The following is a 13,253-nucleotide window of genomic DNA, read 5'->3' as shown; positions in this document are numbered from 1 at the left end:
TTGCAAGCCCTCTTTTTAGTCGTTTACATTAACAAACGGCATTTAGCATCAGACTTTACGAGATACTCCATGAGCAAAGATATTCACGATTCACGAATTCTCATTTTAGACTTTGGTTCACAATACACTCAATTAATCGCCCGTCGTGTGCGTGAAATTGGTGTTTACTGTGAACTTTGGGCATGGGATGTGACTGAAGAGCAAATCCGCGAGTTCAACCCACAAGGTATTATTCTTTCTGGTGGTCCAGAATCAACAACACTTGAAAACAGCCCGCGCGCTCCTGAGTATGTATTTAATGCAGGCGTGCCTGTGCTAGGTATTTGCTACGGTATGCAAACAATGGCAGCTCAACTTGGTGGAAGTGTACACAGCTCTGATAAAAAAGAGTTTGGCTACGCACAAGTTGAAAAAGTAGGCAGCTGTGCATTATTTGATGCAATTGAAGACCATATTACTGATGGCGGCAACGGCATACTTGACGTATGGATGAGTCATGGCGATAAAGTAATGGACATTCCAGCTGATTTTACAACAACAGCTAAAACATCTACTTGTCCACATGCTGCAATGTCTAACGAAGAAAAGCGTTTTTACGGCGTACAATTTCACCCAGAAGTAACGCATACTCATCAAGGGTTACGTTTGCTTGAGCGTTTCGCTATTGATATTTGTGGCTGTGAAAAATTATGGACTCCTGCAAAAATCATTGATGATGCTATTGAGCGTATTAAAGAAACTGTAGGTGATGACGAAGTTATTTTAGGTCTATCTGGTGGTGTTGATTCATCAGTTGTGGCTATGCTTATTCACCGTGCAATTGGCGCAAAGCTAACATGTGTATTTGTTGATAATGGTTTACTTCGTTTAAACGAAGGTCAGCAAGTTATGGACATGTTTGGTAATAAATTTGGCTTAAACATTGTTAAAGTTGAAGCTGAAGAGCAGTTTTTAAATGATTTAGCTGGTAAATCAGACCCAGAAGATAAACGTAAAGCCATTGGTCACACGTTTATTAATGTATTTGATGAGCAAGCCAAAAAGCTTAAAAATGCGAAATGGTTAGCACAAGGTACAATTTATCCTGACGTCATTGAATCTGCGGCATCTGCCACAGGTAAAGCGCATGTTATTAAATCTCACCACAATGTGGGCGGATTACCAGATGACATGAAAATGGGCCTTGTTGAGCCATTGCGTGAATTATTCAAAGATGAAGTGCGTAAAATTGGTCTAGAACTTGGTTTACCGTACGACATGCTTTACCGTCATCCTTTCCCTGGACCAGGCTTAGGTGTACGTGTACTTGGCGAAATCAAAAAAGAGTACTGTGATTTACTACGCCGCGCAGATGCGATTTTCATCGAAGAGCTACACAAAGCTGAGCTTTACCATAAAGTAAGCCAAGCGTTTACTGTATTCTTACCAGTTAAATCGGTAGGGGTTATGGGCGATGCACGTAAGTACGATTGGGTTGTATCACTTCGTTGTGTAGAAACAATCGACTTTATGACAGCACGCTGGTCACATTTACCATATGAGTTTTTAGGTGTGGTTTCAAACCGTATCATTAACGAAATTGATGGTATTTCTCGTGTTGTTTACGATATTTCAGGTAAACCACCTGCAACTATCGAATGGGAATAATTAATTTTAGTTTTAATTAACTAATTTTAAGTGATTAAAAAACGGCGAATTAGCATGCTAATTCGCCGTTTTGTTTATTTAAAAAGCAGTTGAACTAAAAGAGTGATTTTTCTCTTTACCTTTGGCGAAACTTCTCTATAATTCGTCGTCATTGCAGGGGCGTAGTTCCAATTGGTAGAACAGCGGTCTCCAAAACCGATGGTTGGGAGTTCGAATCTCTCCGCCCCTGCCATTTCTTCTTTACATCGTTTTTATTACTTCTTATATTGTTCAAATGTCTAATCTACTGAGTTGTTATGCATCCACGTTACGCAGCTATTTTTGATATAGAAAATCTTGAACTCAATCAGCATTATTGTTCTCAAGCAAATGACCAAGCAGATACTTTATCGCAAAGCACGACAGCTAGTTCTTTAACGATAAATGAGCAACTATTTGCAGACATTAAGCTCAGTGCAGGGGCTATTATTATAAATAGCGTTGTACAGGGTAGTGAGATGCAATTAAACGACAATCAGCTTACATTGCCAACCCCACAGCTCAACGCCTCTGAGAAGCGTGCTTTATGGGCTTTAATGAGTGAACACCTTGATAAACTTTAAATCAGTAGATGAAACTGCAATACCTCAATTAATGACCATCGAAACAGCATGTCATAGCCATCCGTGGACTTTAAATACAATGAGTTCATGTATAGGCGGGCGCTATTTTAATGTTGCCGCATTTGATGAGGTGAGCATGATTGGTTTTTATATTGGTGAAAAAGCAGGGCCTGATTTTACGCTTATGGATATTTGTGTAACACCAAGCCACCAGGGTAAGGGTATTGCAAGGCAGTTGTTAGCCCAGTTTATTGAATATGGTGAACAGCAAAATGCTGAAAACCTCTTTTTAGAAGTACGCGAATCTAATACGCGGGCTATTGCGCTATACGAGAACGCTGGCTTTACAGAGATGTCAGTGCGTAAAAACTACTATCCAAGTGATAATCCGGCCAAAAATGGCTTTGAAGACGCTATTTTAATGGGCATGGCATTAGGTTTAAACTTTTCATAATTAAAGTCGGTGGTTAGCGTTTTAAGCATAGAGCACTAACGCACCGAACTTGTACTATTTTGTAAGTTTTCTTTTAGGTTACTTTGCCACTAATTGCTTGCTCAATGGCTGCTATTAATTTATTTACTAGCTCGTCTCTTGGCACTTTATTGTTACTTTTTAAATTTTCTTCAAGTGCCGCAGCGCTGTGGTAAATCTCATCAAAATTAAAGCATCCAGAACTACCTTTAATACTGTGCGCTATACTTCTTAATGCTTCCCAGTCATTACAATGTTGCAGAGTTTTAACTTCTTCTAAATAAGTAGGTAAGTTGGCTAAATAGTTATCAGTAATTTGCTGAAACTTTTCGCTTTTTAATAAGCTGTCCCACTTATTTTGATTATCCTTTTCAAGATGTAGGTAGCTTACGAGTACATTTTCCAGAGCATCTTTATCAATGGGTTTAGCGAGTGCTTTGTTGCAGCCAGCTTCTAGGTAAGTGCCTATATCGTGGTTCATTACATTAGCAGTAAGGGCAATAATGGGGCCATCGTATGCTGCATGACGAAGCATTTTAGTCGCTTCTAATCCGCCCATTACAGGCATTTGCATATCCATTATAATAAGCTGATAGTCATTAACGAGTGCCATTTCTACAGCTTTTGCGCCATTACTAGCAATATCGGGTTCAAGGCCCCAAGTTTGCAGTAATAATTTAATTAATAGTTGGTTATCAGGGTTATCCTCAGCGACTAAAATATTAGCCTCAAAGTTATTGGTCGCAAACGATAAGAGAGGGTCTTTCTCTGGTATTAACTGGCTTTCTTGCGTTAAAAACTCAAGCATTGGTTGATCATCAGATAACTGACACGACACCCTAATTGTAAAGCGGCTACCAACGCCAACTTCACTTTCAAGCGTTACATCGCCACCAAGTAACAGTGCTAAATTTTTAGAAATACACAACCCAAGGCCTGTACCACCAAAACGACGTGTGGTTGTGGCATCGGCTTGCTCAAACGGTTTAAACACACGCTCTATTTGATGCTCAGACATCCCAATGCCGGTATCTTTAATTACAAATTCTAGCTTTTGACTTGCTTGTAAATAATGCACGCAAATAGACACACTGCCATTTTCGGTAAATTTAACAGCGTTATTTGCAATATTTATAAGTATTTGTTTTAAGCGGGTCACATCACTATAAATGGTGCGAGGTAGCGGCAGTTGGTAATCAATATTAAGGGTTAATTGTTTTTCTTGTGCCAGTGGTTGAATAATTGATTCAATGTCATGCACAAGCTGTACTACGTTTAACGCAGACAAATCGACAGCTAGCTTTTCAGCTTCAATTTTAGATAAGTCGAGTATGTTATTTATTAACTCTAGTAAGTGTTTTGAATTACGTAAAATAGTGCTTAGATGTTGTTTGTCGTTGGCTACTTTGTCGTTGTGGAGTAATTGCTCTGTAAAGCCCATAATAGCCGTAAGTGGCGTTCGTATTTCGTGACTCATATTAGCTAAAAAACGACTTTTAAGCTGATTAGCTTGCTCGGCTTGGCCAATTGCAAGCTCTAGTTGGCTGTTCATGGCTTCAAGTGCTTTAGTACGACTTTCTACTTTATCTTCAAGGTGGTGTTTATATTCTTCAAGCTGCTGCTGGTAGTGTCTAATTTGATTAACCATGTGGTTAAAGTCGTTAAACAAAACACCCACTTCGTCATTTGTATGAGCTGGTAAGTGCACCGACAAATCGCCATCACCAACACGGTGGCTTGCAGCACCTAGTAATTCAATTGGATTAAGTAGTAAATTACGTACCACTATAAAAATTAATATTGGCAGGGTGATTATCGAAATAATAACAATTAAGCCTGTTATTAGGCTTATGGCTTTACCAGATTGATAAAGCACACCTTTGGGAATGGTTGAAACGTAATAATATCCACCGGGCATTTGTACGGCAAAAATCATTCGCTCTATTTTATCTATGCTTGAGAGTTCAATGGTAGAAAGCATGCCTATATCGGCAAGATCATGTACTTGGTTAAGTTCATATTCGCTTATGTATTGGCCGCGCATGTTGTAGTCGGAGCTAAATAAAATTTTCCCGTCTTTGGTCAACATTAAATTAAGTGTGTTGTTATATGGCGCTTCTAAAATACTGGAGTTGAGTATTGAAGGCTCTATATGTATTACAATAAAACCAAGCTGCTGTGGACGTTTCAAGTAGTAATCAACGCTGTCAATTCGTTGAATGAAATATAAGCTCGTGGTGCCATCGTCCTTTTGAATCATAAATTGCTGTGTACTTAAATTACTTTGCAATACTCGATTAAAAAATGGATAGCTTTTAGGCGCTGTTGTTAGGTTATTAGAGTAGTAGGCATCACTTTTCCCACTTGCTGAAACTAAATTAATGCTAATTATATCTGGATAAGCTTCGCTGTAACTGGCAAATACATCCATAAGCGCGCCAAGTTTTCGGGTGTAATTACCGTTGGCGCTAATATCGTTTGCTAAAAAGTCACTAAGTACTGGCGAATTTGAGAGTAGTTTTGCAGTAGAGTGAAAAGAGTCGATATAGTTGAATATTTTTTGCTGTTGTTGCTCAACAAAACGGCTCATTATTAAATCAGCTTGTTTTTGTGTTGAATTAGTGACATTGGTGAGCGTAAAGCCACCTAAAAATAGCAGTGGCAGAATAACAAGAGGTGTTATATACCATAATAATCTTATACTTAACTTACTGGTTTTCATGACCAAACGACTTATCCTCCATGCAATCTGCCAATAATATGCGTTACGACCTGATTACACAAGCTTATAGCGGTCTTGGTGGCTAAATTACAATCATTAGTTGCATGATCTTTAGCTCTTTTTTTTATGTTTAAGTTATTTAAATTTAACAAGTTACATGGATATAATATTAATTCGCTGTTTAAAAAACTTACATAGTTTTACATCTTTTAAAGTTACTAATTAAAGTTGATGCATTGCCAAGCGTGACATTAAAAGGACACGTTGACAGTCTAAGTCCAGCAAGTGGTGTAAGTTACTCCACTATTGGTGCGCATAATGCGACAGGCAACTTTACTAAAATAGCGCAGCGCCTACCGGTAAAGATTAGTTTAGATGCTAAGCAGCCTTTACTTAGTCAACTACGTGTTGGAATGTCGGTTGTACCTACTATTGATGTTGTTAAGTAACTACTCATTTTTATTTAAACGATCTACGAGCAAATTGTAGGTCGTTTAAATATCGCTTGCTGTACACATTTATTTTAAAGCTAAGATATTTTTAAGTAGATAGCACACTTTTATACCGACTCCTGTTACAATTGCCATTATTAAAAAATCAACTATTGACGCTTTATTATCAGCTGTTTGCAACGTGAAAATCAGCGAGAATAGTAGTTAATTACGATCAACATAACGGGTTTACTCGCAGACGCTTATTAAAATGCATTCAACCCCGCATATAAACTAAAAGAATTTATCAATGGCAGACCAGACTATTATCAATGAAATCAGCAAGCGAAGGACCTTTGCTATCATCTCTCACCCGGATGCTGGTAAAACAACGATTACCGAAAAAGTATTGTTATTCGGACAAGCTATTCAAAGAGCTGGTACTGTAAAAGGTCGCGGCTCTAACCAGCATGCTAAATCTGACTGGATGGAAATGGAAAAAGAGCGTGGTATATCAGTTACTACGTCTGTAATGCAATTTCCATATAACGACGCACTTGTTAATTTACTTGATACGCCAGGACACGAAGATTTCTCTGAAGATACGTACCGTACATTAACAGCAGTAGATTCGTGCTTAATGGTTATTGATGCGGCTAAAGGTGTAGAAGACCGTACCCGTAAGCTAATGGAAGTTACACGCCTGCGTACCACACCTATTGTTACGTTTATGAACAAATGTGACCGTGATATTCGCGACCCAATGGAAGTGCTGGACGAAGTTGAAACAGAGCTAAATATTGCCTGTGCACCCATTACTTGGCCAATTGGTTGTGGTAAAGAATTCAAAGGTGTTTATCACATTCATAATGATGAAGCTGTTTTATATAAAACGGGCCAAGGTCATAAAATTCAAGATGTTCGCACAATTAAAGGCCTTGATAATCCAGAGTTAGATATAGCCATTGGTGAAGACTTAGCTGCGCAGTTACGCGATGAGCTTGAGCTTGTTATTGGTGCATCAAACGAATTTGATTTAGATCTGTTTTTAGCCGGTGAGCTTTCGCCAGTTTATTACGGTACCGCACTTGGTAACTTTGGTGTTGATCACGTGTTAGATGGTTTAACTAAGTGGGCGCCAACGCCATTACCACGTGAAACCGAAGACAGACTAATTGTTGCAACTGAAGAAAACTTTACCGGGTTTGTATTTAAAATTCAGGCCAACATGGACCCTAAACACCGTGACCGTATTGCATTTATGCGTATTGTATCGGGTAAGTACAGCCAAGGCATGAAAATGAATCACGTGCGAATTGGCAAGCAAGTGAGCATTTCTGATGCGGTAACCTTTATGGCGGGCGATCGTGAACGTGCCGCAGATGCTTTCGCTGGCGACATTATTGGCTTGCATAACCACGGTACAATTCAAATTGGTGATACGTTCACGCAAGGCGAAAAACTTAAATTTAGTGGTATTCCTAACTTCGCCCCTGAACTATTTCGTCGTATTCGCCTTCGCGATCCGCTTAAGCAAAAGCAATTGCTAAAAGGTTTAGTACAGCTTTCTGAAGAAGGGGCTGTACAGGTATTTAGACCACTTATTAATAACGACTTAATAGTAGGCGCTGTAGGCGTACTTCAGTTTGATGTGGTTGTAGCACGTTTAAAAGCAGAATATAACGTTGATGCTATTTATGAAGGCGTAAACGTGAATACGGCACGCTGGGTAAGCAGTGATGACGTTAAAAAGTTTGAAGAATTTAAACGTAAATGCGAAAGCAATTTAGCACTCGATGGCGGTGATAACTTAACTTACATTGCGCCGAGCCGTGTAAACCTTAACTTATCGGTCGAGCGTTACCCAGAAGTAACGTTTAGCCATACACGCGAAAACTAGAGCTCATTTACAAGAATTAAAAGAAAACCTGCTTTGGCGGGTTTATAAAGGTAAAAAAATATGAATATTCGTACTATTTTAATTGAAAAAGCCATTGCAGCTATGGTCGGTGCAGGCTTACCTGAAGATACAAACCCGGCAGTAACGCAAAGCACGCGTCCACAATTTGGTGATTACCAAATTAATGCAGCCATGGGCGCAGCTAAAAAAATGAAAAGCAAACCGCGTGAGCTTGCACAAAAAATTATTGATAACCTTGATGTAAGCGATATTGCACAAAAGACTGAAATTGCGGGTCCAGGTTTTATTAATATTCATTTAAAGCCTGAGTTTTTAGCGCAAAGCGTGAAAGCGGCTAACAATGATGCAAAACTAGCTGTAAACGAGCACGCTAAGCCACAAAAAGTAGTTGTTGATTATTCATCACCAAACCTAGCTAAAGAAATGCACGTAGGTCATTTACGTTCAACTATTATTGGTGACTCAATTGTACGTGCGCTTGAATTTAGAGGCGATACGGTTGTGCGTCAAAATCATATGGGTGATTGGGGCACGCAATTTGGTATGTTAATCGCGCATTTAGAAGATCAAATTAGTCAAGGCGTTGACTTAGATACTGTTGCGCTTGCTGATTTAGAAACTTTTTACCGCGATGCTAAAAAACGCTTTGACGACGAAGAAGGCTTTGCAGATAAAGCACGTGACTACGTTGTTAAATTACAAGGCGGCGATGCGCATTGTGAAAAACTTTGGAAACTATTTATAGCCACCTCAGTTAAACACTCTGAAGAAGTATACAAGCGTTTAAATGTAACGCTTACCCAAGCCGATATTATGGCTGAAAGCGCATACAATGCAGAGCTTAACGATATTATTAGCCTACTTAAAGATAAAAACATTGCCGTAGAGTCGCAAGGCGCGCAAGTGGTGTTTTTAGATGAGCTAGCTAATAAAGATGGCGAGCCATCAGCCTTTATCGTACAAAAATCTGGCGGTGGTTTTTTATATGCAACAACAGACTTAGCGGCATGTGACTACCGTTCAAATAAATTAGGTGCTGATCGCATCTTAATTTTTGTAGATGCACGTCAAAATCTACACTTTAACCAAGTAGAGCTAACAGCGCGTAAAGCTGGTTTATTAAGAGACGAAACAAGCTACGAGTTTTGCCCGTTCGGCACCATGATGGGCGCCGATAATAAACCATTTAAAACACGTACTGGCGGCACAGTAAAACTTGCTGATTTATTAGAAGAGTCAATTAACCGCGCAGCAGCAAAATTAGCTGAACGTGAGTCTGATTTAAGTGATAGCGATCGCAGCGAAATTGCCCGTAAAGTAGGTATTGGCGCAGTTAAATATGCCGACCTTTCTAAGCACCGTACCAGTGATTACATTTTTAACTGGGACAGCATGCTAAGTTTTGAAGGCGCAACCGCTCCTTACTTACAATATGCTTATACACGCGTACGCAGTATTTTCCGCAAATCAGGCGTTGATGCTGCTACATTAAATTCAGACGTTGCAATTGTTGAGCCTCAAGAAAAAGCACTTGCACTTAAGCTACTACAGCTCGAAGAAGTACTTGATTTAATGATCAGCGAAGCAACACCGCACGTACTATGTGGTTACTTATACGAGCTTGCAAGCTTATACATGACATTTTACGAAGCCTGCCCAGTACTTAAAGAAGGCGTAGAGCCAAGCGTGCGCGATAGCCGTTTAGTGTTGTGTAATTTGGTTTCAAGAACATTAGAAACGGGATTAGACTTACTTGGTATTGAAGTTATGGAGCAAATGTAATCACCGTCGTATTTTAACCTAATACTGCATTATCCACCCCGGCTTACCCTAATCACATACAAACCGTATGCTCATAGGAATAAGTCGGGTTGGACGCCTTGTCTTAGGCTAAACTACTTAGGTGAACCGTCTGCCGCGTGTAGTTCACTTTGACTGCGTTGTCGTTCTTTTTTAGCCTAAGTCACATATTAAATGTATGCTCCTTGGCATAAAAAAGCACTCCGTATTGTCAGCACTTCTACACTTGCAGATATCTGAGTTGTGTAGTTTGCGTTGTAGGTTGGGTTGAGTGAAACGAAACCCAACGATACACCTGAGACTCTATGTTTACTGCTATGGAATACACCCGAGACTCGGTGTTATTGCTATCGCATATACCTGAATCTTAATATTTTTTATTACTCAATATCTATTGTTTTAAGCTCGCTACTCTAAGCTCTTTTCTAAGTCTTTATTTAAAGGATTTGTTATGAAACTCGAAGATATCCGCCGTGAATACCTGCAAGACGCGTTAAGCGAAGATAACTTGCAAGATGACCCATTCAAGCAGTTTGAAACATGGCTTGAGCATGCTGTAGCAAGCCAATTACCCGATCCAACAGCGATGGTTGTAGCAACTGTTGATGAAACCGGTCAGCCTTCACAGCGTATAGTGCTTTTAAAGCATCTGGATGATAACGGCTTTGTATTTTTTACCAATACAGGTTCGCGTAAAGCGCAGGAGCTTAAAGGTAATAACAAAATATCGCTTCACTTTCCGTGGCATCACATGGAACGCCAAGTTATTGTTTATGGCGAGGCTAAACCATTACCAACTTCTGCTGTGGCAAAGTACTTTTTATCACGTCCTAAAGAAAGCCAATTAGCAGCGTGGGCATCAGCGCAAAGCCGTCCGGTGTCATCACGTAAAGTACTAATGGAAACCTTTGCTAATATGAAAAATAAGTTTGCTAAAGGTGAAATTCCATTACCTGATTTTTGGGGCGGTTATTGTGTAGTGCCCACTAAAATTGAGTTTTGGCAAGGTGGGGCGCATCGTTTACATGATCGTTTTATGTATCAGCGCCAAGCAGATAACAGCTGGCAAATTACACGCTTAAACCCTTAATAAATAGATGAGTAAGTAACCGTGCAATTTATTGACTCTCATTGCCACCTCGATTTTAGTGAGTTTGATTCAAGTCGTGAGTCGCTCATAGGCGAGTGCGTCGCAAAGGGAGTTAATCAGTTTGTTGTACCGGGTATTACGCTTGCTCAATCGCATACTCTTATAGAGCTCAAAGCAACCTATCCAAGTATAAAAATAGCGGCAGGGCTGCACCCTTATTTTTTAAAACAGCATGAAGAATCGCACATAGAAGCATTATTCGAGTTTGCAACTACAAATAAGCATCAGTTAGTGGCCATTGGTGAGTGTGGGCTTGATAGAAGCATTGAAAACCTCTCTAAACAAACTTATTTATTTGAACAGCAAATAGGGCTTTCTAATGAGCTAAGCTTACCGCTCATTGTACATCATAGGCAAAGCCATGATTTAATTGCGCAAGCGTTTAAACGTTGTAAGCCAAAAAATGGGGGAGTGATTCATGCATTTTCAGGTTCAATCCAACAAGCGAAGTATTATATCAAACAGGGCTTTAAGCTTGGCGTAGGCGGTGTTATTACCTATCAACGTGCAGTTAAAACCCGTGCTGTTATTGCCGCTATTGAGCCCGAGCACTTAGTGCTTGAAACAGATTCACCTTCAATGCCTTTAAGTGGCTACCAAGGGAAGGTTAACACGCCATTGCATCTACCTGATGTGTTTGACGCACTATGTGATTTAAAGCCACACAGCGAAAAAGAGACGCTTGCAAAGCAACTTTATGATTCTTGTTCAGATGTTTTTTGCATATAACGATTTACCTGCCAGCGCTTTAATCCACGGCCTAACTGCCACGTAAAAATACAAGCAATCACTAGCATTAGTAAAACCTGCCTGCCTAAGTCATGAAAATGATTATGGCTGTCGGATATTGCAGCGCGAGTTAAATAAGTAATAGATACAAAACCTATAGGGCGGTCATCATCGCTTATAACAGGTTCCATAAAAGGTGTTTTTAACTTACTTATTCCGGGGGTAGAATCAGAAAGTTGACCATAAACATGATGCGACTGCCAATTGTCGCTACTGGCTAATAAAATACCCTGTTGATCGTAAATAGTGGCCGAAAGCACGAACTCATCTTTACTTATATCGTTACAAATTGCATTGAGCTGGGGTTTATTTTTTTCGATTAAAGGTGTTTTAACATTTAAAGCCATAAACTGAGTGAGGCTTTTGGCGGTGCTGTCGGCGCTATCGTAAAGTAACTGGTGGCTCTGAAAACTACTATTAACACCCACCCAGCTTAGTAATACAAAACAGCCAGCCGCAAGAATTAAGCGAACGAGTCGCTTTCTTTGGGATGCGCTTATAGGGTTTTTAATATGGTTATTTTTCATAGTCACCGTTTATGCTACTGACAGCATTTTGATTTGATGTTACAACTACACTAACTATAACCTTAAACCCCACCTGATGGCGAATTTAGTGTTGAGAATAGCAGTTTTGAGATGCCAACTATCAGGAAAATAAAAATAAACACGGAGATCCCATGTCGCAAATCAACATGGCACAGCAAGCTGCTGAGCAACCATTACAACACTTAACTCTAAATAAATGGTTTAGCTATAGTGGTGGTGTATCTACACCTCTCGATTATATTCCAAACAAAGCATTAGGGTTATTTAGCATCGCATTTGCAGGTGATTTTGAAGAAAAACACATTGCCAGTATTGTTGACTTTTTAGCGACACATAACCAAAAAGTCACCGCTATATGCCAATACCAACCTGATTTAGGGCTTGCACCAGCACTGTGTTTTTACGCGCAAAATGCAGATAAAACTATAAACCCGTTAGTACTACAAGAATTTTCAAACACGCTTGATTGTCAATTAGTGCAAGTTGATACGCCGCCTAATTTATATGAGCCAGGTTTATTGGTTATGGATATGGACTCAACTGCAATAACTATTGAGTGCATAGACGAAATAGCACGCCTTGCGAACGTATACGATGAAGTTGCCTCTGTAACTGCACTTGCAATGGCGGGTAAACTTGATTTTAGTGAGAGTTTACATCAGCGTGTAGCTAAGCTTGAAGGTATTGAAAAAAGCTTAATTGAAGAGCTGAAAAGTACATTACCATTGATGCCTGGTATTAAAATACTGTGCCAAATTTTAAAGCAACATAAGTGGTATTTGGCGATTGCCTCAGGTGGTTTTGTGCCTTTTGCAGAGCGTGTACAAGAGCTGATTAATTTAGATGAAGTGCACGCTAATGAGCTCGAATTTAAAGACGACAAGCTAACAGGTAAAGTACTGGGTACGATTGTCGATGCACAGCAAAAAGCGGTCGTTTTAGAGGTGCTTCAGCAAAAGCTAGGGCTTAAAAAAGCACAAACTGTAGCTATTGGAGATGGCGCAAATGATCTAGTCATGATGGCAAAAGCTGGCCTAGGTGTGGCCGTCCATGGTAAGCCTAAAGTGGTTGAGCAAGCACAGGCGGCTATTTGTGATGGGTCATTATTGCAATTGTTGTATATGTTGGCTATTCCGTTAGAAAAACAACCAACACTTTAAAATAAATTAAG

Annotated in this window: 11 protein-coding genes and 1 tRNA gene; 10 read left to right on the top strand and 2 right to left on the bottom strand. The window is 39.7% G+C overall.

Annotated elements, in window-relative coordinates; translation table 11 throughout:
- Positions 1 to 69: 69 nt before the first annotated feature.
- The 4 genes from guaA (at position 70) to rimI (ending at position 2,703) form a co-directional block, all read left to right on the top strand.
- Positions 70 to 1,647, top strand: a complete 1,578-nt coding sequence (guaA, locus tag H5090_RS11040) for a glutamine-hydrolyzing GMP synthase (RefSeq protein WP_002958782.1) — start codon at positions 70 to 72, stop codon at positions 1,645 to 1,647.
- Between the two features lie 155 nt (positions 1,648 to 1,802).
- Positions 1,803 to 1,879: transfer RNA gene (locus H5090_RS11035), tRNA-Trp, on the top strand.
- 64 nt (positions 1,880 to 1,943) lie between these two features.
- On the top strand, positions 1,944 to 2,249 hold the full coding sequence (locus H5090_RS11030) for a hypothetical protein (protein WP_138488634.1): 306 nt from the start codon (positions 1,944 to 1,946) through the stop codon (positions 2,247 to 2,249).
- A complete protein-coding gene (gene rimI, locus H5090_RS11025; protein ID WP_182694287.1) occupies positions 2,236 to 2,703 on the top strand; it encodes a ribosomal protein S18-alanine N-acetyltransferase in 468 nt (155 codons plus the stop codon). The genes H5090_RS11030 and rimI overlap by 14 nt, the downstream gene beginning before the upstream one ends.
- A 73-nt stretch (positions 2,704 to 2,776) precedes the next feature.
- Here the strand turns inward: rimI and H5090_RS11020 are convergent, their stop codons facing one another.
- On the bottom strand, positions 2,777 to 5,443 hold the full coding sequence (locus tag H5090_RS11020; protein ID WP_182695718.1) for an ATP-binding protein: 2,667 nt from the start codon (positions 5,441 to 5,443) through the stop codon (positions 2,777 to 2,779).
- Between the two features lie 245 nt (positions 5,444 to 5,688).
- Between H5090_RS11020 and H5090_RS11015 the strand changes: the two genes are divergently transcribed.
- The 5 genes from H5090_RS11015 (at position 5,689) to H5090_RS10995 (ending at position 11,474) form a co-directional block, all read left to right on the top strand.
- On the top strand, positions 5,689 to 5,892 hold the full coding sequence (locus H5090_RS11015) for a hypothetical protein (protein WP_033020690.1): 204 nt from the start codon (positions 5,689 to 5,691) through the stop codon (positions 5,890 to 5,892).
- Positions 5,893 to 6,184: 292 nt separating this feature from the next.
- Positions 6,185 to 7,774 (top strand): peptide chain release factor 3, encoded by a 1,590-nt coding sequence (gene prfC / locus H5090_RS11010; RefSeq protein WP_002958776.1) that lies wholly within the window; start codon positions 6,185 to 6,187, stop codon positions 7,772 to 7,774.
- Positions 7,775 to 7,834: 60 nt separating this feature from the next.
- A complete protein-coding gene (gene argS, locus H5090_RS11005; RefSeq protein ID WP_182695716.1) occupies positions 7,835 to 9,577 on the top strand; it encodes an arginine--tRNA ligase in 1,743 nt (580 codons plus the stop codon).
- 469 nt (positions 9,578 to 10,046) lie between these two features.
- Positions 10,047 to 10,685 (top strand): pyridoxamine 5'-phosphate oxidase, encoded by a 639-nt coding sequence (pdxH, locus tag H5090_RS11000; RefSeq protein WP_002958774.1) that lies wholly within the window; start codon positions 10,047 to 10,049, stop codon positions 10,683 to 10,685.
- 21 nt (positions 10,686 to 10,706) lie between these two features.
- Positions 10,707 to 11,474: a TatD family hydrolase gene (locus H5090_RS10995; RefSeq protein WP_182695715.1), complete on the top strand. Its 768-nt coding sequence runs from the start codon at positions 10,707 to 10,709 to the stop codon at positions 11,472 to 11,474.
- On the opposite strand, the gene H5090_RS10990 is transcribed toward H5090_RS10995, so the two are convergent.
- Positions 11,441 to 12,061, bottom strand: coding sequence for an AhpA/YtjB family protein (locus H5090_RS10990; protein WP_002958772.1), 621 nt, complete (start codon positions 12,059 to 12,061; stop codon positions 11,441 to 11,443). The genes H5090_RS10995 and H5090_RS10990 overlap by 34 nt on opposite strands.
- A gap of 152 nt (positions 12,062 to 12,213) precedes the next feature.
- Between H5090_RS10990 and serB the strand changes: the two genes are divergently transcribed.
- On the top strand, positions 12,214 to 13,242 hold the full coding sequence (gene serB / locus H5090_RS10985; protein ID WP_182695714.1) for a phosphoserine phosphatase SerB: 1,029 nt from the start codon (positions 12,214 to 12,216) through the stop codon (positions 13,240 to 13,242).
- Positions 13,243 to 13,253: the final 11 nt, after the last annotated feature.

Origin of the sequence: Pseudoalteromonas sp. SR43-5, assembly GCF_014163835.1 — a bacterium.
Classification (GTDB): Bacteria; Pseudomonadota; Gammaproteobacteria; order Enterobacterales; family Alteromonadaceae; genus Pseudoalteromonas; species Pseudoalteromonas distincta.
This window is presented reverse-complemented; position numbering and strand designations above follow the sequence as displayed.

What these genes read in the sequence shown, in the direction of transcription:
- guaA (WP_002958782.1), top strand. Translation starts at nt 70, where the DNA reads ATGAGCAAAGATATTCACGATTCACGAATTCTCATTTTAGACTTTGGT.
- H5090_RS11030 (WP_138488634.1), top strand. Translation starts at nt 1,944, where the DNA reads ATGCATCCACGTTACGCAGCTATTTTTGATATAGAAAATCTTGAACTC.
- H5090_RS11020 (WP_182695718.1), bottom strand. Translation starts at nt 5,443, where the DNA reads ATGAAAACCAGTAAGTTAAGTATAAGATTATTATGGTATATAACACCT.
- prfC (WP_002958776.1), top strand. Translation starts at nt 6,185, where the DNA reads ATGGCAGACCAGACTATTATCAATGAAATCAGCAAGCGAAGGACCTTT.
- argS (WP_182695716.1), top strand. Translation starts at nt 7,835, where the DNA reads ATGAATATTCGTACTATTTTAATTGAAAAAGCCATTGCAGCTATGGTC.
- pdxH (WP_002958774.1), top strand. Translation starts at nt 10,047, where the DNA reads ATGAAACTCGAAGATATCCGCCGTGAATACCTGCAAGACGCGTTAAGC.
- H5090_RS10990 (WP_002958772.1), bottom strand. Translation starts at nt 12,061, where the DNA reads ATGAAAAATAACCATATTAAAAACCCTATAAGCGCATCCCAAAGAAAG.
- serB (WP_182695714.1), top strand. Translation starts at nt 12,214, where the DNA reads ATGTCGCAAATCAACATGGCACAGCAAGCTGCTGAGCAACCATTACAA.